Here is a 17,465-nt window from a genome sequence, read left to right as displayed (position 1 = left end):
ATCCCCATCAAGTAGTTCACCGAAAGAGAAGGACAAATCAAATGCCCAACATCACCGTGGAGCTCCTCAAGGGCCGCACCGTCGAACAGCGCCGGGATTTTGCTGCGATCGTGGCCAACAGCGCAGTCGAGATCCTCGGCGCCAGGCGCCAGGATGTCCGAATGGTCTTCAGCGAGATCACCCCCGACATCGTCGCCAACGGCGGTGTCCTCGCCAGCGAGGACGATAGTCGGGCCGGGGTTGTCGCCGCACTCGCCGACGAGACCCGATCCTGAACCACGAGATTCACCCGGTGCTCGTCCTGGCTTCCGGCCGCCAGCGCATACAGGTCACCGAGTCTCGCTGCCATCACCGTGGGCGGAGCCAGGTGGGGACGCCGTCATGGACCTTCACACATTGCTTGCTCCCGGTGGGCGTAGCAAGTTGAGACGAAGCAACCACACCCGCACGAATGTGGGCGGCTGGCCCGTCGTGCTGCAAACCCTGCTCAACGGACAGGCGGAGGAGCCGATGATGGTCGGCACCCTCGTCGTTAACAGGCCGGACCACCCTTGGCCTTCCGAAGTGCGAGTCAGCAAGAGCCAGGAGAAGTACAGGGTCGAATCAATGGCAGGCGAACTTCTGACGGTTCACACACCCGATCGGACGGTCGTCTTTCGCCCAGATCAAGAACTGCCAGACCAGTTTGACCACGGACCTTGGGGAGTCGTGGGAACTCATAGCGGCGCAATCGAACGCCGTGACCCGTATGACTGGACCCTCGATGACTTCACCGTCCCTACGAAGCCTCCAGTTCAGGTCCAGTTTCTGGGCCTCCCTGCATGGGAGATCGAGCTTGCTCCGCCCCACAGCAAGCCGGCCCCGTTGGTCATGATCGTCGATGCGACGCACGGGATGACATATGCCGAACGGAGCCTGCGATATGGCGACCTCTACTCGTGGACGAACATTCAGGTTGTCGAAGCAATGTCAGACGAACTCTTCGAGTACAGCGGCCCTACGCACTCTCACTAGTTTGAGGCTGCTAGTTCGACTAGCCTCGATCTTTCATTGGGCTGAGGCTTCGGGCTCTTGATCCTTGGATCGTGTGTTTTGGGTTGAGGGCGTTGTTGAGTCCCGGCGTTGCTGTTTCGCCGGCGCTCCGGTTCCTCGGGTTGTAGTTTCGGGGGTCGATGTTCAGGTGATCGCGGCGAGTCGTCGGTGGCCGGTCAGGATGAGGTCGGTCCAGGGCCATCGTTTCGGCAGGCGCAGGATGTGTTGTCTGGCCGTGGTGATGATGCGGCCGGCGACGGCCAAGATTCGTAGCCTGAGTCGTTTGGGTTCCCAGATCCGTGCCGGGTTGTCGTGCCAGGCGAGGGTCTGGGTCCAGGTGATGAGTTCTGCGGCGAGTTGAGCGAGCTCGAGCCAGATCTGGTTCTTGTCGAATTCGTGCAGCGGCAGGTTGGTTGCGCCGGTGTCTTTGAGGTTGCGGATCCGGTCTTCACAGCGTGCTCGGGACCGGTGGCGGACCTCGAGTTGGGCCAGGGTCGGCCCGGTGGTGTTGGTCGCGAAGACCGTGATCCGCCACCCGTTGTCGTCGGTGATCCTCAGCTGCGCGCCGGGGTGGGGACGTTCTTTGCGGGCGATGACGCGCATGCCAGGGGGCCAGCCGGCGAAGGTGGACGGCAGCCATCGGGTCAGTTCAGCGACGAGCGCACCTTCGCGTCGGTGGCCGTCGGTGTCGAGGGCTTTCTTCCAAGCTTGGCGCGGCAGCGCGGCCAATGCATCAAGGACCGGCTGGCGACCATAGACGCCGACTGAGTACTGCAACCCCAGGTCGTGGACGTGGTGGACGAATTCGCGGACGCCAGCGCCGGAGTCTCCACGGACCAGCACCTTGGAACGCGATGGTTCAGGCAGTTGGGCCAGTGCTGCGTCCAGGACCGTGATCTGGTCGGCGGCGCTGTTCGCTGTTGCTTTTCCGGTCCGCAGCAGAGCTGCGAGTGGTTCACCGGTTCCGCCCGGGCCGTGGTCGACGAACGCCATCATCGGATGGAAACCGAAGCCACGTTTGTAGTTCGGCGACGCCAGTTCCTTCTCCGAATGGGCGCCGATCAGAGTCGCGTCCAGGTCAACGATCACCGTGTCGTCGTCGGCAAGGGGGCTGTGGTGGTCCCAGACCTTGGCCCGCGCTGACGCACGAGCAGACCTGATCACGTCGATGGCGGCGACCGGGTCGGCGCCGAGCGCCTCGATGAAGCGACTGATCGTGGGGTCGGAAGCGACCGGGCCGAACAGCTCGGGTTGGGCACGGATCAGCGAGATGTCAGCCAAGCAGTCGCCGCCAGCGGCGATCGCCAGGACCAGGTCCAGCACGATCTTGCCCGGGTCATGGATCGAGGCCGGTTTGCGCCACCTGGACAATCCAGCCGTCAGAACATCGGAAAGGCCGCTGGCAGACGCGGTCTGGGCCAGCAGTGACAGACCCGATGAGGAGATCAGCGACTCGCTGCCAGCAGCAACATGGACACGACGACCAGCCACGATATTCTTCATCTACGGAGTGCCTTTCAATCGGTCCGAATTATGTCTTCGTAAACACAATTCTTCCCGACATGACAGGCATTTCCGTGCGTTCAGGGCCGTGTCACCCCACCAACCGATGAAAGATCGAGGCTAGGTGTATTGGGAGTTTGCGGGCTTAGCCGGCCTGGACTATTCGGTGACGCGTCCTCGACAGCTGAGGCGCCTCCGGCACTCGCGGTGAAGGACGCTAGTGCGGATCACACCGAGTACAACACTCCAAGTTCTAGTGACGGCACGTACCCGCAGGTCATGTCGACGATGTAGCACCAAGACGTGCCGAATCTGCCGCTACCGCAAGTCGGCCCCGGCGGGTTGCCAGAGCTGGATCGGGTTTCCGTCGGGATCGTTCAATGCCGCGAATCTGCCATTTGGGTAGACCTCGGTGTCAACGGTCACAACAATGTGGTGGTCACGGAGCTGATCGACCATCGCGTCTAGGTCGTTGACTCGGAAATTCAAGGCCCAGGACTGGTCGTCGCTACCGAAGTGCTCAGAGTCCGCCGGCATGGCGGCGAGGACCGTCGAGCCGGCCTGTTGCTTCCACGACGGCGTGTCGTATGACTCAGGCGGCGGGTCGACCCCCAGGTGAGTGGCGTACCAGCGGGCAGAGGCTTCCGGGTTGGCCGACCGGAAGAACACGCCGCCGATGCCTGTGACTCGCTCCATAAAGGTCCCCCTTCGAACGGGATATTCCTCCCTGGATCGACGATAGTACTGAACCCGATCGAGTCGCTCCACCTTCTGCGCGCGCCGGTCCCTGCGGCGGAATCCCCGCTGACCGAACGGTGACTTCCTGACAACCATCATGCAGCCAATCAGGTGGGCCAGCACCGCAATGAGTAAACGTCCCAGCCGACCCAACCATGGAGGTCCGTACGCGGTGAAATGACGCGCACCCGGTGCCGGTTCACAGTCGAGACATCTTGAGTGACAGCAGTCGCCGGGTCGCGCCCGGTAGCATCCGCGTGTGCTCAGAGCTGACGTCGCCGCTGCGTACGATGCCCGCGCGGACGAGTATGTCGCGAAGCTGGGTTCGGTCGAACAGATGGCGCCGCAGGACCGAGAAGCGATCGAATCCTGGCGCGACGCCACGCCCGGTCGCTTCTTGGACGTTGGTTGTGGGCCCGGGCACTGGACCGACACGCTCTCGGCCGATGGACAGCGTGACGTGGTCGGTGTCGACGCCGCAGCTCGTTTCGTGTCGTCGGCTCGCGAGCGATTTCCGCACATCCATTTTCTCATCGCTGATCTCGCTGCGATGCCCGTCGCGACTGAATCAGTCGGCGGGGTGCTCGCGTGGTTCTCGATTATCCACGCGGCGCCGGCGGAGGTCCCGGAGACGTTGGGTGAGCTCGCCCGGGTCCTCACTCCTGGCGGATCTTTGTTGCTCGGCTTCTTCGACGGCGACGATTGCGAACCGTTCGATCATGCCGTGACTACGGCTTACTACTGGTCTGCCGCTGCGCTCGGTGAGCTCCTTGCGCACGAAGGGTTCGTCGTCGAGCAGACGGTAGTACGCCAAGATCCAGGAGTTCGACGACAAGGGCGTGTCCTCGCGACACGGAAACGCTAGAGGCGCCTCGCCCTGATGCAGTGATATGCGCAACCGGGATCAGCCGGCGAGGGCGCGCTCGATCTCGCCGACGGCGGCGGTCTCCTTCTGGGACGTGTCGTCGGCGGCGGCCGCGACGTCCTTCGCGGATTGGAGCACGACCTGCCTGTACTCCTCGACCAGCTGCGGGGCCTTCTTCGTCAGAATGCCGACGGCCTGCTTGAGCAGCTCAAGGGTGCGTGCGTTGACCTCGTCCTTACCGCCGGAGGGCATCTCCGGGAGGCCTCCGACGACGAGCTTCTGCACGTCAGGCGAGGCGGCCTTGACCGCTTTGCTCGCGGCGAAGGACTCCTTGAACGTGTCGAAGAACCCGGGCTCCGCCTGGGCGACGAGGGCGCCGGCGCGCAGGGCGGCGGACCGGACGATCTTCTGCTCGTCTTCGGTGAGTGGGGTTGTGGGCTGCTGCGGCGTCTCCGTCATGTGCCGCTCCTTCTGGCTGGTGGACCCGAATGAGCCCTACTTCTCCTGTCTACCCAGCTAGCGGCCAAACACGCCCGAGCGGTGGAGCAATTCCCCCTCGCGTCGGGCCGGAACAGCCGACCACACATTCTGGGCGCGCTGACGCGGCGGCTAGACGCAGCATGAGGAGTGACCGGCTCGCGGCATCTGGACGCTCCGCGAGCCAATCCTGCTGCGGCGCGAAGCGGTCGGGGTGCGCGCGAGGACACGAGTGTCGACGGGTTGCGCGATGCATTCACGTGTAGGCGTCCTCCACCACCTCCCGCCGCACCACCCTCAGAGCAGTCCGGAGGCGGTCAAGGTCGGTCGAGCCGAGCGCTAGGCGGATGGCTTGTGGAGTGTGGGCAGTCGTGGTGAACGGGGCCGCTGTAGTCACCGAGATCTGCTGTCGCGCCAGCGCCGCAGTTAGCCGATCGGCGCGAGAGTCCTCGGCCAACGGGAGCCACACGAAGTACGACGACCGGTGAGCCACGAGCCTCAGTCCATTCAGTTCACGGCGGGCGAGGGCCTGCCGCGCTGATGCGTCCGCGCGCTTTTCTTCCTCGAGACTATCGACCGTCCCATCGTCCATCCAGCGGCAGGCGATCGCCGTGGTCAGGGCGGGGGTGTTCCAGGTAGTCGCCCGGATCGCGCGCTCGAGGGCCGACACCAAAGCAGGCGGGGCCACTACGTACCCGACGCGCAACCCGCTCGCGACGCTCTTGGAGACGCCCGACACGTGGACGGTCAAATCGGGTGCCATCTCGACGAGCGGCGGTGGTGGATCCTTCGCCAGGTAGGCGTAGGAGGCGTCTTCGATAATCACGGCGCCGCACCGACGGGCGATCTGGGCGAACCGCTCTCTGTTCGCGGCGGACATCACCCAGCCGAGAGGGTTGTGAAGGGTGGGCATCGTGTAGATCGCGCGCACCGGACGCGTCGCGCACAGCCGCTCGAGATCGTCCAGATCAGAGCCCTGCGGGGTGGAGCGGATGGGCGCGAGCTCGAGGTGGAACGCTTCTGCTAGCACCTTGAAACCCGGGTAGGTCAGTGCGTCCACGGCGACCACATCCCCCGGGCTGAGTGTCGCCATCACAGAGACGGCTAGCCCGTGCTGCGCTCCGCTGACCATCAGTACCCGATCGACATCGACACTGACTCCGCGCCGTCGCAGGTACCGGACGACCGAGGCGCGGTCCCGAGGCCGGCCTCGGTGCGGCTGGTAACGCAGCAACGCGTCCAGGTCGCCGGAAGTGGCCAGTTCCCGAAGTACGGCTCGAAGCTGGTCGGCCTGACCAGGCAAAGCCGGGTAGTTGAAGTTCAAGTCCACCGCGTCGGCGGCCACGACCTGCTGGTCGATACCGTGACCTGCGGGGATCGCGAGGTCCCGCACGAACGTTCCCCTGCCCTGCTCTCGACTCACCAGACCCATCGACTGCAGCTCGGCGTACACCCGGGTCGCCGTCACCACGGCGATGCCCTCACGCTCGGCCAACGTCCGATGAGTCGGCAGGCGCGACCCGCCAACCAAACGACCCGTCCTGATCTGGGACGCCAACGCATCGACCACGTGCTTGTACTTCGAGACCGCCACCCACTGAGTGTATGCATGACAATTCTTTGACTGTCGTGATTCTTGCTTCGTACGGTTCGATCACCCACCCGGAAGGACCCACCATGCACATCGCCATCCTCACCTTCGAGGGCTACAACGAACTCGACTCCCTCATTGCCCTCGGCGTCCTGAACAGAATCAAGAGCGACGACTGGCGCGTCACCATCTCCACCCCCACGCCGAAGGTGACCTCGATGAACGGCGTCGTCATCGAGCAGATGTCGACCCTCGAAGAAGCATGCGACGCCGACGCGGTCATCATCGGCAGCGGCATCGCCACCCGCGAGGTCGTCGAGGACCCGGCCATCATGAACGTGCTGCAGCGCCTCGATCCCTCGCGTCAGCTGATCACCGCGCAGTGCTCCGGCGCACTCGTCCTGGCACGCCTCGGCCTGCTCGTCGGCGTCCCGGCGTGCACCGACCTCACCACCAAGCCGTGGGTCATCGCCGCTGGCGTCGACGTTCTCGACCAGCCGTTCTTCGCCAAGGACAACACTGCCACGGCCGGCGGCTGCCTAGCATCGCACTACCTGGCGGCGTGGATCATCACCCGACTCAAGGGATCCGAAGCCGCCGAGGACGCGCTGCACTACGTCGCCCCGGTCGGTGAGAAGCAGGAATACGTTGAGCGCGCATGGCGCAACATCACGCCCTACCTGCCCGCAGCGGTCCCGTCGCTCGTCTGATCTGTCAATCAAACCAGCCAACGTGTCAGCGGACTCAAACAAAGCAGGCGCTCGACTAGATCAAATTCGGTTCGAACGGCGGCGGATTCCCACCTTCGGGCGCAGGGTCCCGCCCTTCGCGGTGAAATGACGCGGGCGCCGACGAGCCAGGGCATCAGGGCTCTGGGTCGACACCCGGGTAGCTTGCTCCACTCCCAGCACGCCACCGGAAATACTGCCGGGCCCAGAGGCCGGCCCCCAGAACTCCCCACAGAAGAGCGAGGACAAAAGCAACCTTGCCGTGGGTCGAATCGCGGTTGGCGAGGAAGGCAAGGACAAGCCCGCCGATGATGAATAGGCCCAGCCGAAAGGGGTCCGGCTTCTCAGTCTCCACCAAGTGAGAATGGCTCACGTAGAGAAGTCCTGCAAGGGTCCTCGAGCGACGGCGTCTACTGGGATAGGACCCAGGCCCATTCACCGGTCCCAAGCGGTGGAATGACTGTGAGGATCGCCAACGCAGCCCGAAAGGTGCTGGGCTGTGGTTGGTGACCGTGAGTGTGACCCCTGGAATGACTGGCTTTGTGCCTTGTTGCGACCTGTCCGCTCGCGGTTGCCGGCCCCGGCCCGGTTGGAGGAGCTGGCCTGATCAGGAGCTTGACCATCTGGCGTTAGTGGCGCCGGATGTGTCTCATCACAGTCCTGCCGAGCCTCCGTCCCGGACCGGAACCACGTCCCGTCCGGCGAAGGAGAGAACGCATGAACAGTCTGACCGATCTGCGTGAGGTGGTCGATGTCGTCATCGGCGTCGACACCCACGTCCATACCCACTCCGCGGCCGTGGTTGATGCTGCGACTGGTGGTGTCCTCGATGAGATCACCATCGAGGCAACAGCCCAGGGCTATGCCGAGCTGGTGGAGTTCGCCAACAACCACGCGATGTTGCGAGCCTGGGCGATAGAGGGAACCGGCGGCCACGGCGCCGGTCTGAGCCGTCACCTGCTGGAGGCCTCAGAGATCGTCATCGAGCTGGACCGTCCGAAGCGGGCTGCGCGCCGCAACGGCGCGAAATCTGATCCGCTCGATGCGATCCGCGCTGCGCGTGAAGCGATGGCCAGGCCGCGGTTGGGAACTCCCCGCCGCGGGGGCGAACGCCAAGCACTGTCGGTACTTTTGGCTGCTCGACGCTCCGCGATCAATGCCTCCACCGAGGCCCAGCTGCAGGTCTTCAGCCTGGTTATTGCAGCACCCGAACCGATCCGGCTCAGGTTCCGCAGTCAGAAGCTTGCCGCGATGCTCAACACGGCTGCGAACCTGCGACTGCACGCCTCCTGGGACACCGAGACGACCAGCACCGTGGTCGCGTTGCGGACCTTGGCCCGGCGGGCGCACGCGATGTTGAAAGAAGCACGGGAGCTGCAGAAGGCGATGGTGGCCGTCATCAGCCAGTGGCGTCCCGACCTGCTCGAGGAGTTCGGTGTCGGACCGATCGTCGCAGCGACGGTGTTGTGCGCCTGGTCCCACCCAGGCCGGGTCCACTCCGAGGCGGCGTTCGCGATGCTTGCCGGCGTGGCACCGATCCCAGCCAACAGCGGCCAAGTCACCACCCGGTATCGGCTTAACCGTTACGGCGACCGGAACCTCAACAACGCCTTACACACCGTGGTGCAAAGCCGGATCCAATACCAGCCAGCCACCCGCGACTACGTCGCCCGCCGCACAGCCGAAGGCAAGACCAGCCGAGAGATCAAACGCTGCCTCGCCCGCTACGTCGCCCGAGACCTCTACCGCCTACTCGAAAGCTGCCCCGCAACGGCTTGACGAAGCATAGGAGCGTCGCAGCCATCTGCAAAGACTGGACCCGACATTAGGGGCTGCAGCCGCACCCAAGGCTCCGGGTTGACGACCCCTATCCGGACAGCGACCCTAGTTCCGTTTCAGTTCGTGGTGGAGCGCCGGACTTCCAGCGGTCGAAGGTCTGCAATCCCCAGAACACTGCGAGCCAGAAGATTGCCCATGCTTCCACCCAGAAGACTCGGTGCAAGTAGAAGGAGTCACCGTAGTGCTTGGCTGGAAAGTAGAGGGCAGCGAGCCCACCTGCCATCACGATCGCAAGAGTCCCGTACGTGATTGCCCAGCCGCGGCTGGGAGGCTCGTTGAAAGTCGTGATGCCGCGCAACTTTTGATGGGCAATGACGGTCACCACGAAGACGATCAGCCCGAACATGGTGAAAGCTGCGAACTTGTGGGCACCGCGGTACGCCCACTCCGGGTCGTGGTGGAGCTTGAGGACGACGTAGGTGTACAACACGGCAGCGGCAGCCAGCGGGAACCAATATGAGCGAGCGTGCTGCGTAATGGACGGCCACTTGTTCGCGCCCTGGGCGTAGATGCCAAGCAAGATCAACAAGCCGATGGCAACACCTACAACCAGCAGATAGGACCACAAATTGTTGGCGACCGCTTCATGGCTTGCGTTGACCACATCGCGAGTTCCGGCCTTGGTCGTCACCGGGTCGCCGGTGACGCCCGTCAACCCGCAAGTGCTTGGCTTGCCGGTCGGTGCGAACGCGACGATTGGGGCCAGAAGGCCGGCGAGGTTCAGAAGCCCGTCCTCAGCCGGGGTCTTCCCCCACAGTGCGATCATGACGAGACCAAGCGCGACCAAAGCACCGACGAAAACGGACTGGACGTTCGTGAAGTAGTACGCGCTGATCGACCCCTGCAGGCAGTTGCCCGCCTCGTCATACTCGTGAAGGACTGACACTGCAAGGATCGCGATCACACCGACCGCGCCGAGTCGCAAGCTCATGTAAGTGCGTAGTGCCATGACTGGCGGAGTTGTGGTCGATTCGTGGGCTGGGTTTGCTACGGCTGGTGCGGCAGGGTCTGGACTCATCACGACTCGCTCCTGGCTGCCGGCGCGACGGAGGAGTTCGCCGCCGGGCGCCGGGGTGCGGCTGCGATCAGCAGTGTTGCGCTTCTACTTCGTCACAGCAAGGTTTGTGGCCGAGCAGCGTTGCACAAATCCATCGCTCAACGCTAGATATCCTGCTTCACTCTGGGCGATCGGGAGGAAAGACGCAGGTGTCGCAGGGTCTCCTGCTTGACCCTGTTATCCACTCAGGCGCTGCTACTAAGGCGAAGCCTAGAGCCGACAGGCGGCCTATGACCCGCATTGCGATGGCACCAACGTGGATCAAGTTGGTCGGCGCTGCAAAAACAAGTGTTGATGGCTACCGGATACGACGCGAGCGCACTTGTGACTCGCTAGGTGCGTAAACGGTGCCTCATGCAGCCTCGGCGTCCTGTCGCGGCGAGGGCCTTCTCCAGGCTTCGACCTGAAACGCGAGCACGGCGCCTATGGCGGCTGCCGTAAGCATCAGACCCCACCCGTATTCGTTGAGGTAGGCAGTGAGTATGTACACCGGGAACTTCAGAATTCCTGGCGCGTCGGTCATTCCGCTATTCCAGTCGGGAAGCAGACCGAGGGCCAGTTCTTGGCAGATCAAAGCAGTCCCGAGGAGGGTCAGCCCGATAACCACACATGACCCGGCTGGACCGAAGTCCTCGTATTTGTCATGGATCCCGAGCCACGTCAGCACCGCGAATCCGACCGTTGCTGGCAGCGTGTAGCCGGCAGCGAACGCGATCAATTGCGCACCCTCGTTGTCAACTTTGCCGGAGTTCTCCAGTAGTTGAGAGATCGCCTCCCACGGGGTGATCAGATACCCAAAAATTGCTGTAACCAAGAACGCACCGGCCCATAGCCAAGGCATCGCCCGTTTGAGCGTGGCGTGGTCGTCGTGATCCATGACGCTCGCCTCCTCCTTTAAGTATCGACAACGGGGTGTCGCCGCGCATGACTCGTTGTGGCTAGTTCGGCGGCTCTAGTCGGTGCGTCTTCAGTCGGACTAGCTAGGCCGCGTGCCGTCGGTATCGAGCTCTTAGGACGTCCGCGCCTTATCCGACACGCGGCGGAATGACGCGGCCAGCTGGTGGGCGCCTCGTCGAGAGTGGCCATCACGTTTGCTTGGTGAAGCGGTAACCCTTCGGCATGATGACATCATGTCGCCTGACTTCCCGGACCATCACAAGACGTCGCGACGTTCCACGTGGTGGGTGGGTCGAGGGCAGCTTGGCCGAAAATGGTGGGCAGGTGCAGTTCCAATGGCAGTGCTGGCATCGTGGGTCACGTTCGGTTATGTGCTGGAGGACGAGAAGGACCACGGCTGGGTGATCGCGGTGAACTGGGTGTTGGTAGTCGCTCTCCTCGCTTGGGGCTACACCCGCCGCCCCAAGCACTCGTAGGAGACCACCCCTCGCGGTGGATTGACGCAACGCCGGCCGCCAAATCGACAGATGCTCAGCGCGACTACTGCTTGATCAGATGCTTCGAGAACTTCTTGCGACGTCGCTGCCTGTGAGCTTCACTGACTCACATGTCGAGCATCAGGCAGCTCTTCAGCGCGCCGCCGACGGAGACCCCCTTTGGCCCCCTAACCTCGATCTTTCATCGGTTGGTGGGGTGACACGGCCCTGAACGCACGGAAATGCCTGTCATGTCGGGAAGAATTGTGTTTACGAAGACATAATTCGGACCGATTGAAAGGCACTCCGTAGATGAAGAATATCGTGGCTGGTCGTCGTGTCCATGTTGCTGCTGGCAGCGAGTCGCTGATCTCCTCATCGGGTCTGTCACTGCTGGCCCAGACCGCGTCTGCCAGCGGCCTTTCCGATGTTCTGACGGCTGGATTGTCCAGGTGGCGCAAACCGGCCTCGATCCATGACCCGGGCAAGATCGTGCTGGACCTGGTCCTGGCGATCGCCGCTGGCGGCGACTGCTTGGCTGACATCTCGCTGATCCGTGCCCAACCCGAGCTGTTCGGCCCGGTCGCTTCCGACCCCACGATCAGTCGCTTCATCGAGGCGCTCGGCGCCGACCCGGTCGCCGCCATCGACGTGATCAGGTCTGCTCGTGCGTCAGCGCGGGCCAAGGTCTGGGACCACCACAGCCCCCTTGCCGACGACGACACGGTGATCGTTGACCTGGACGCGACTCTGATCGGCGCCCATTCGGAGAAGGAACTGGCGTCGCCGAACTACAAACGTGGCTTCGGTTTCCATCCGATGATGGCGTTCGTCGACCACGGCCCGGGCGGAACCGGTGAACCACTCGCAGCTCTGCTGCGGACCGGAAAAGCAACAGCGAACAGCGCCGCCGACCAGATCACGGTCCTGGACGCAGCACTGGCCCAACTGCCTGAACCATCGCGTTCCAAGGTGCTGGTCCGTGGAGACTCCGGCGCTGGCGTCCGCGAATTCGTCCACCACGTCCACGACCTGGGGTTGCAGTACTCAGTCGGCGTCTATGGTCGCCAGCCGGTCCTTGATGCATTGGCCGCGCTGCCGCGCCAAGCTTGGAAGAAAGCCCTCGACACCGACGGCCACCGACGCGAAGGTGCGCTCGTCGCTGAACTGACCCGATGGCTGCCGTCCACCTTCGCCGGCTGGCCCCCTGGCATGCGCGTCATCGCCCGCAAAGAACGTCCCCACCCCGGCGCGCAGCTGAGGATCACCGACGACAACGGGTGGCGGATCACGGTCTTCGCGACCAACACCACCGGGCCGACCCTGGCCCAACTCGAGGTCCGCCACCGGTCCCGAGCACGCTGTGAAGACCGGATCCGCAACCTCAAAGACACCGGCGCAACCAACCTGCCGCTGCACGAATTCGACAAGAACCAGATCTGGCTCGAGCTCGCTCAACTCGCCGCAGAACTCATCACCTGGACCCAGACCCTCGCCTGGCACGACAACCCGGCACGGATCTGGGAACCCAAACGACTCAGGCTACGAATCTTGGCCGTCGCCGGCCGCATCATCACCACGGCCAGACAACACATCCTGCGCCTGCCGAAACGATGGCCCTGGACCGACCTCATCCTGACCGGCCACCGACGACTCGCCGCGATCACCTGAACATCGACCCCCGAAACTACAACCCGAGGAACCGGAGCGCCGGCGAAACAGCAACGCCGGGACTCAACAACGCCCTCAACCCAAAACACACGATCCAAGGATCAAGAGCCCGAAGCCTCAGCCCAATGAAAGATCGAGGCTAATTGAGCTGATTCGTCTCTCCTTGCTGTAACGCGTCAACTTCGCGGAGACCACGCCACGCGCTTGTGGGCTACACCCAGCGGACTCTGCCCTCACGGAGCCAGAAGTGGCACCGTCGGGACCCCTTCGAGTCGACCGACGGCGATAGTGACGGTGCCCCCGAAGGGTCGGCACTGAGACGCCAGCGAGCGCGGCCGGGATGGGCAAGGTTCAGCTCGAGGATATGGCCGCGACCGCAAGGGCACTCGAACGCGGCCCATTTGGCCGGTGCGCCGAGTTGGTAGATCCGCCGCGGATTCAGCCTCTCGGGTAGGCCGTTGCGGGCTCGGACCAAAACTATTGCAGTGAACCGTGCGCGGGGCCTCCGTCGTATCCGCCGAAACGCGTTCACGCCACTGCGACGAAGTGACACCGCCAACTCAGTCATTGTGGGCTTCCTTGTCGCTTGGGGCGAGCGGGGGTACAGGCCACATGAGGTCGAGGTAGGGCTGCTTCTGGCCGCGGCCGAGGTAACGAGAGTCGGAGCAGAAGCACCCGGATCTTTGCGGGAGTCGGTTGCGCCGCAACTCGCCGACGTGAGGTCGCAGCAACAGCTCGGTAGCAGCAGGCGACCCAATTCCCACCAATCGCATGAGGAGCTCTGTGGCGGCGAGAGACGCGACTAGGGTCGTCAATGTAACGATGGCTGGCTGTGGTGTCTCGGCGGCTTGGACATAGCCCTCACCTGCTAAGGCCTTCCGGGCCTCCGGGTCGAGGTTTTCCGCGTAGGCGAGGGCTGCGTCGAGCCTGCCCCGGCACAGCAGGCAGGCCGCTCCAGGCCCGAGCCACGTGACTCGCTCATCCACCTCGGCGCCGACGTCAGAGAGCGCCACGAGGACGGCTAGGTCGATCACGACTGCAAGGTGCGCATATGCGAACCGGTTCAATATGAGCCGTGCGCCGTGGCCGTCCACGCAGCTAAAGACGACATCCGCGTGCTGGACGGCCTGAAGAGCCTCTGGGGAGTGCAACGGTGCATTCACCTCGGTGATCACACTCCCTAGCCCGATGTCCCGCAGGTGGTCGGCGAGGACCGAGACCTTTGGGCGTCCGATGTCGGCCATGCGCATCCCGTGGCCGCGGGTTGCGGTTGGTGGCGTGACTACGTCGTCGTCGACCAAGCAGATGCTGCCCATGCCAATTCTCGCCAACTGGACGGCGACGGCAGAGCCTGTGCCGCCAGTCCCGACGATGGCGACGTTTATAGCGCCGAGGGTGCGTTGCCCTTCTTCTCCGAGCATGCGGACTTGTCGGTCGAAGGCACCGTGGGCCGCGGCGCTATCATCTCGGTCATTCTCGTCACCATTCGGATTGGGCGGCAACATGATTCGAAGAGAGGTGCCTGCCACGCGGAGCGCCTCAACTGGATGCAGATGGACAGCGTCTGATGAGGCGGACGGGGAGCGCCCGCCAGCAAATATGCAGGCTCGCGCGGTGACGACCGGGGCGTCGCTGCGCCCGGCTACGACCATGGAGGCGTACGCAGGAGCACCGAAATCTCGGGCGGCAGCGGCGAGCTCAGCGTCGACAACGTCGTCGTAGGTGGAGAAGAACGCCTTTCCTGCCGGATGTGTGTGTACGAAGACTGGTATTTGTCCGTTCTTGATCGCGGCCCGGAACGCGGGGACCCAGCCGGAAGAAGCGATGGCCAGACCCACGTCGGTCTGCTTTAGGTAGGCGTCATCCGGGACCCGGGTAGTCGTTTGCCCAAGTAGCGAGTATTTTGCGCCGGTCGCGGGGCTCGCGGTCACCAATGTGGCCGCGACCACCGCGGCCGTCTCGACTGTCAGATTCAGCCCACCGACAAGGTCGGCGAAGTGCTCCTCGCTCAGTGCGATCCGCCCGACCTTTGAGGATGCCATCAGCTGTCGCCGGCTTGACGCAGGCACCGACGGACGTAGCCGAGGTAGGTCTCGAGGTTGTCGATCCCCGGTCGCCACTGTTGCGCAATGTGTCGACTCCAACGCTGCCAGCTTCGGTTGACGTAGATCTCGATCAACTCGGTGCCCGGGATCGCGGCACCGGTTCCAGAGGTTACCTGCGGATCGACCCAGAACATGTCAGGTGCCGCGTCCGGGAATCCGAACGGCAATCGAAGTAGCAGGTTCACGTTGTCCGGAGCCAAGCCCGGAGCAGTGCTGAATTTCTCTACTACCAAGTTTGCGAATCCGGGCTCTGCGTCGATCGTGTAGGTCAGACCGGCGTCGGCGAGGAACGCTTCGTCCTGTTCGCGAAGAACGCTGGCCAACTCTGTCATCACGCCCCTGCTGCCGGGTGCTGGCCTGGGTTGATGACACGCGGAACGGTGAAGAATCGCATCTTGTCGACCAACTCAACGATCTGGTCGTCGTTGATGAGTTCGTCAAGCTCATCGACGATGTCGAGCCACAAGTCGCGATCCTCGCCGACCGGCGGCTGGGCCAAGGCCCGGATCTGCGTGCCGGTGAGTTGGTGAGCGTGCGCTTGGTATTTCGTGCCGTCGATGAAGATCGGCACCTTGTCTGGCTTGGGGGGCTTGGCCTTCTGGGTCTCAGTCGACATGATTCTCCTACTTTCTCGATTTGGGTAGCGGATCCACCCACCTGCTATAGAGCATACACGAATACACATTGCTTGCAATAAGCATCGGTTGAAGGCATGCTTATCTCTACAGCGCACGGAGCGCGAAGAAGAAAGGGAGACATCGTGAGCAAGAGCCGCGTGACGACCATTCGTCAACCTGAGGACCAGGCAGAGGACATGGAGTTTGTTGCCCGCGTGGACGGGATCCCGGCGTCCGAACTTGTTCGTGACGCGATTGGTGACTATTTGGAAAGGCGTCGAGCCGACCCAGCCTTCAAGTCTCGGCTGGCCGCCCGAATTGAGGCCGACCAAGCGATTCTCAAACGACTGGCGGAGTAGGCCCAACACAGAATCAAATCGGCTAAGAGTCAAATCTGCACCACACCAGATCTCAGACCCAAGGCAGGAAGGATGGCAATGATCGAGTATCTCGGGCTAGCCGACTTCCTGCTGATTGCCGAGGCGGTTCTGCAGGTCCCTGCCGAAGATCTGCATCGTGTGTGCGACATCGGAGCCGCGGACTCGGCGCTCAAGGCGCCGGCCGCGTGCTTCGGCACGTACGAGGCTTACCCCTCAATGGCGCAGAAGACCGCGGTGCTGGGCAATCGGCTGTGTCGCAACCACCCGCTCCTCGACGGCAACAAGCGCGTCGCATACTTGGCGATGCACGAATTCGTCGAGCGCAATGACCACAGCTGGACGCCGCCTGTGGGCGATGACCCGAGCGGCGACGAGACTGTCAAAGTGATGTGGGACCTCGCCGCCGGACAGATCACCGAAGCCGAGCTGACCGTTTGGGTAACCGAGCGGATAGGTGGACCCGCATGAATATGGCGCAACCACCTTCGGGATCCGCCGAGCCCAACGGTCCGGTCGGGCGGGAGTCGAACCGCGAGGGCCGCCCGACCACCCCGGACCTTGAGTCGAGGCCGAGGTCAATCCCACAGTTGTACATCGCCTGCCCGCTCACCGGCCTCGACTCGGACAAGGGGCGACTCGAGGAAACCAGCCACCGCATCGAGACGGTCAAGCGAGCCGTCGAAGAGGCAACGGTCACCGATCGAATCGAGGCCGAACAGTGGCCCGTGAGCATGCATATCCCGTTCGAGAACACCCGGCCAGGCAGCGACGGTGGGCTGAGTCCGTCAACGGTCTACGACCTTAACCTCGACGCACTGCTTGCCTCAGACGGCCTGATCGTGGTCACCGACCAATACTGCAGCGCCGGCATCGGCCAGGAGATCGAGTGGGCAGCACGCGCTGGCACCCCGGTGCTGTATCTCTCACGCGTTGCAGCCAGCAGGCAGATCTTGGGCACCCCACACAACGTGGCCGGGCGTACGTGTGACGACGCTGTGACGATGGCTGCCCACGTGCGGAACTGGCTGTCGGCGAACCGTTCTCAGATTCAGAGCGGCCCAACCCGACGCGATGACCGGGCGCTCGCCTATTTGGATCTGACCACGCGGTTGCGCGCGGCTTGGGAACAAAGCACCAACCGATCACCGCTGGCAGCCCAATTGAACCTCCCGCCCAGCGGTATAGACAGCATCATTAGATCGCCTGAGCGTGTGGCATTGACACCATGGTGGACGATCTGTGGGCTCGCGGTACTCCTGAGCGTGAGCCTCGAGGCACGACGTGGGCTTAGTTTCGCGGAGAGTAGGGCGTGGGTGCGGGCGGCTGAAGACGGTAGCTGGGACGCCCGTACCGCTGAGAGGATGCGCATCTACGCTGCGACGACCGGGGCCACCAGCCTCGAGCGTCCCGCCACGTGGATTTCTCTGCACTCATCCGCCTCCGACGCCTGAGTTCCTCACTGGTCATTCAATAGTCATCGAGGTCGGCC

Annotated in this window: 19 protein-coding genes; 10 read left to right on the top strand and 9 right to left on the bottom strand. The window is 63.4% G+C overall.

All coding sequences use genetic code 11. The features are described 5' to 3' along the window. Window positions 1–41 precede the first annotated feature (41 nt). Together WKF39_RS04885 and WKF39_RS04880 are read left to right on the top strand one after the other, a co-directional pair. Window positions 42–275, top strand: a complete 234-nt coding sequence (locus WKF39_RS04885) for a tautomerase family protein (RefSeq protein ID WP_340386109.1) — start codon at window positions 42–44, stop codon at window positions 273–275. Between the two features lie 106 nt (window positions 276–381). After that, window positions 382–1,014, top strand: a complete 633-nt coding sequence (locus WKF39_RS04880; RefSeq protein ID WP_340386108.1) for a hypothetical protein — start codon at window positions 382–384, stop codon at window positions 1,012–1,014. Window positions 1,015–1,176: 162 nt separating this feature from the next. Here WKF39_RS04880 and WKF39_RS04875 read toward each other — a convergent pair whose 3' ends face one another. Next, window positions 1,177–2,535 (bottom strand): IS1380 family transposase, encoded by a 1,359-nt coding sequence (locus WKF39_RS04875; RefSeq protein ID WP_340385989.1) that lies wholly within the window; start codon window positions 2,533–2,535, stop codon window positions 1,177–1,179. Between the two features lie 318 nt (window positions 2,536–2,853). Continuing rightward, window positions 2,854–3,396: a VOC family protein gene (locus WKF39_RS04870; protein WP_340386107.1), complete on the bottom strand. Its 543-nt coding sequence runs from the start codon at window positions 3,394–3,396 to the stop codon at window positions 2,854–2,856. Between the two features lie 136 nt (window positions 3,397–3,532). Here WKF39_RS04870 and WKF39_RS04865 point away from each other — a divergent pair, with 136 nt between their 5' ends. Then, complete coding sequence (locus WKF39_RS04865) at window positions 3,533–4,138, top strand: class I SAM-dependent methyltransferase (RefSeq protein ID WP_340386106.1); 606 nt, start codon at window positions 3,533–3,535, stop codon at window positions 4,136–4,138. A 39-nt stretch (window positions 4,139–4,177) separates the two neighbouring features. Here the strand turns inward: WKF39_RS04865 and WKF39_RS04860 are convergent, their stop codons facing one another. Both WKF39_RS04860 and WKF39_RS04855 read right to left on the bottom strand, forming a co-directional pair. Further along, window positions 4,178–4,597: a hypothetical protein gene (locus WKF39_RS04860; RefSeq protein WP_340386105.1), complete on the bottom strand. Its 420-nt coding sequence runs from the start codon at window positions 4,595–4,597 to the stop codon at window positions 4,178–4,180. Between the two features lie 274 nt (window positions 4,598–4,871). Beyond that, window positions 4,872–6,185, bottom strand: coding sequence for a PLP-dependent aminotransferase family protein (locus WKF39_RS04855; protein WP_340386261.1), 1,314 nt, complete (start codon window positions 6,183–6,185; stop codon window positions 4,872–4,874). A gap of 107 nt (window positions 6,186–6,292) precedes the next feature. Between WKF39_RS04855 and WKF39_RS04850 the strand changes: the two genes are divergently transcribed. Next, window positions 6,293–6,916 carry a DJ-1/PfpI family protein gene (locus WKF39_RS04850; RefSeq protein ID WP_340386104.1) on the top strand — a complete coding sequence of 208 codons (624 nt, stop codon included), beginning with the start codon at window positions 6,293–6,295 and terminating at the stop codon, window positions 6,914–6,916. 735 nt (window positions 6,917–7,651) lie between these two features. Continuing rightward, window positions 7,652–8,713 carry an IS110 family transposase gene (locus WKF39_RS04845; RefSeq protein WP_340386103.1) on the top strand — a complete coding sequence of 354 codons (1,062 nt, stop codon included), beginning with the start codon at window positions 7,652–7,654 and terminating at the stop codon, window positions 8,711–8,713. 88 nt (window positions 8,714–8,801) lie between these two features. Here the strand turns inward: WKF39_RS04845 and WKF39_RS04840 are convergent, their stop codons facing one another. Together WKF39_RS04840 and WKF39_RS04835 are read right to left on the bottom strand one after the other, a co-directional pair. Further along, window positions 8,802–9,704 (bottom strand): hypothetical protein, encoded by a 903-nt coding sequence (locus WKF39_RS04840; RefSeq protein ID WP_340386102.1) that lies wholly within the window; start codon window positions 9,702–9,704, stop codon window positions 8,802–8,804. Between the two features lie 478 nt (window positions 9,705–10,182). Beyond that, entirely contained in the window at window positions 10,183–10,707 is a 525-nt protein-coding gene (locus WKF39_RS04835) for a hypothetical protein (protein WP_340386101.1), read from the bottom strand. Window positions 10,708–11,062: 355 nt separating this feature from the next. Here WKF39_RS04835 and WKF39_RS04830 point away from each other — a divergent pair, with 355 nt between their 5' ends. Both WKF39_RS04830 and WKF39_RS04825 read left to right on the top strand, forming a co-directional pair. Next, the gene (locus tag WKF39_RS04830; protein WP_340386100.1) at window positions 11,063–11,203 is read left to right on the top strand and encodes a hypothetical protein; all 141 of its coding nucleotides are present in this window, start codon (window positions 11,063–11,065) and stop codon (window positions 11,201–11,203) included. Between the two features lie 312 nt (window positions 11,204–11,515). Then, window positions 11,516–12,874, top strand: coding sequence for an IS1380 family transposase (locus WKF39_RS04825; RefSeq protein ID WP_340385989.1), 1,359 nt, complete (start codon window positions 11,516–11,518; stop codon window positions 12,872–12,874). Between the two features lie 560 nt (window positions 12,875–13,434). Here the strand turns inward: WKF39_RS04825 and WKF39_RS04820 are convergent. Genes WKF39_RS04820 through WKF39_RS04810 form a run of 3 tightly spaced genes read right to left on the bottom strand, consistent with a single transcriptional unit; the run spans window position 13,435 to window position 15,595 of the window. Continuing rightward, window positions 13,435–14,916: a ThiF family adenylyltransferase gene (locus tag WKF39_RS04820; RefSeq protein WP_340386099.1), complete on the bottom strand. Its 1,482-nt coding sequence runs from the start codon at window positions 14,914–14,916 to the stop codon at window positions 13,435–13,437. Continuing rightward, window positions 14,916–15,311 (bottom strand): E2/UBC family protein, encoded by a 396-nt coding sequence (locus tag WKF39_RS04815; RefSeq protein ID WP_340386098.1) that lies wholly within the window; start codon window positions 15,309–15,311, stop codon window positions 14,916–14,918. Before WKF39_RS04815 ends, WKF39_RS04820 begins: the two co-directional genes overlap by 1 nt. Next, window positions 15,311–15,595 carry a multiubiquitin domain-containing protein gene (locus WKF39_RS04810; RefSeq protein ID WP_340386097.1) on the bottom strand — a complete coding sequence of 95 codons (285 nt, stop codon included), beginning with the start codon at window positions 15,593–15,595 and terminating at the stop codon, window positions 15,311–15,313. The genes WKF39_RS04815 and WKF39_RS04810 overlap by 1 nt, the downstream gene beginning before the upstream one ends. A 144-nt stretch (window positions 15,596–15,739) precedes the next feature. On the opposite strand from WKF39_RS04810, the gene WKF39_RS04805 reads away from it, so the two are divergent. From WKF39_RS04805 to WKF39_RS04795, 3 genes are all read left to right on the top strand, one after another. Then, window positions 15,740–15,955, top strand: a complete 216-nt coding sequence (locus tag WKF39_RS04805; RefSeq protein ID WP_340386096.1) for a hypothetical protein — start codon at window positions 15,740–15,742, stop codon at window positions 15,953–15,955. 72 nt (window positions 15,956–16,027) lie between these two features. Next, window positions 16,028–16,444 carry a Fic family protein gene (locus WKF39_RS04800; RefSeq protein WP_340386095.1) on the top strand — a complete coding sequence of 139 codons (417 nt, stop codon included), beginning with the start codon at window positions 16,028–16,030 and terminating at the stop codon, window positions 16,442–16,444. Beyond that, the gene (locus tag WKF39_RS04795) at window positions 16,441–17,427 is read left to right on the top strand and encodes a hypothetical protein (RefSeq protein WP_340386094.1); all 987 of its coding nucleotides are present in this window, start codon (window positions 16,441–16,443) and stop codon (window positions 17,425–17,427) included. Before WKF39_RS04800 ends, WKF39_RS04795 begins: the two co-directional genes overlap by 4 nt. Window positions 17,428–17,465: the final 38 nt, after the last annotated feature.

Source organism: Aeromicrobium sp., assembly GCF_037719875.1.
Classification (GTDB): Bacteria; Actinomycetota; Actinomycetes; order Propionibacteriales; family Nocardioidaceae; genus Aeromicrobium.
The sequence above is the reverse complement of the archived record's forward strand: the minus strand, read 5'-3'. Positions and strand labels throughout refer to the sequence as shown.

Excerpts from the sequence above, each read along its gene's own strand:
- WKF39_RS04850 (WP_340386104.1), top strand. The coding sequence starts at position 6,293 with ATGCACATCGCCATCCTCACCTTCGAGGGCTACAACGAACTCGACTCC.
- WKF39_RS04835 (WP_340386101.1), bottom strand. The coding sequence starts at position 10,707 with ATGGATCACGACGACCACGCCACGCTCAAACGGGCGATGCCTTGGCTA.
- WKF39_RS04860 (WP_340386105.1), bottom strand. The coding sequence starts at position 4,597 with ATGACGGAGACGCCGCAGCAGCCCACAACCCCACTCACCGAAGACGAG.
- WKF39_RS04820 (WP_340386099.1), bottom strand. The coding sequence starts at position 14,916 with ATGGCATCCTCAAAGGTCGGGCGGATCGCACTGAGCGAGGAGCACTTC.
- WKF39_RS04830 (WP_340386100.1), top strand. The coding sequence starts at position 11,063 with ATGGCAGTGCTGGCATCGTGGGTCACGTTCGGTTATGTGCTGGAGGAC.
- WKF39_RS04825 (WP_340385989.1), top strand. The coding sequence starts at position 11,516 with ATGAAGAATATCGTGGCTGGTCGTCGTGTCCATGTTGCTGCTGGCAGC.
- WKF39_RS04840 (WP_340386102.1), bottom strand. The coding sequence starts at position 9,704 with ATGAGCTTGCGACTCGGCGCGGTCGGTGTGATCGCGATCCTTGCAGTG.
- WKF39_RS04845 (WP_340386103.1), top strand. The coding sequence starts at position 7,652 with ATGAACAGTCTGACCGATCTGCGTGAGGTGGTCGATGTCGTCATCGGC.
- WKF39_RS04815 (WP_340386098.1), bottom strand. The coding sequence starts at position 15,311 with ATGACAGAGTTGGCCAGCGTTCTTCGCGAACAGGACGAAGCGTTCCTC.
- WKF39_RS04885 (WP_340386109.1), top strand. The coding sequence starts at position 42 with ATGCCCAACATCACCGTGGAGCTCCTCAAGGGCCGCACCGTCGAACAG.
- WKF39_RS04875 (WP_340385989.1), bottom strand. The coding sequence starts at position 2,535 with ATGAAGAATATCGTGGCTGGTCGTCGTGTCCATGTTGCTGCTGGCAGC.
- WKF39_RS04880 (WP_340386108.1), top strand. The coding sequence starts at position 382 with ATGGACCTTCACACATTGCTTGCTCCCGGTGGGCGTAGCAAGTTGAGA.
- WKF39_RS04800 (WP_340386095.1), top strand. The coding sequence starts at position 16,028 with ATGGCAATGATCGAGTATCTCGGGCTAGCCGACTTCCTGCTGATTGCC.
- WKF39_RS04810 (WP_340386097.1), bottom strand. The coding sequence starts at position 15,595 with ATGTCGACTGAGACCCAGAAGGCCAAGCCCCCCAAGCCAGACAAGGTG.
- WKF39_RS04795 (WP_340386094.1), top strand. The coding sequence starts at position 16,441 with ATGAATATGGCGCAACCACCTTCGGGATCCGCCGAGCCCAACGGTCCG.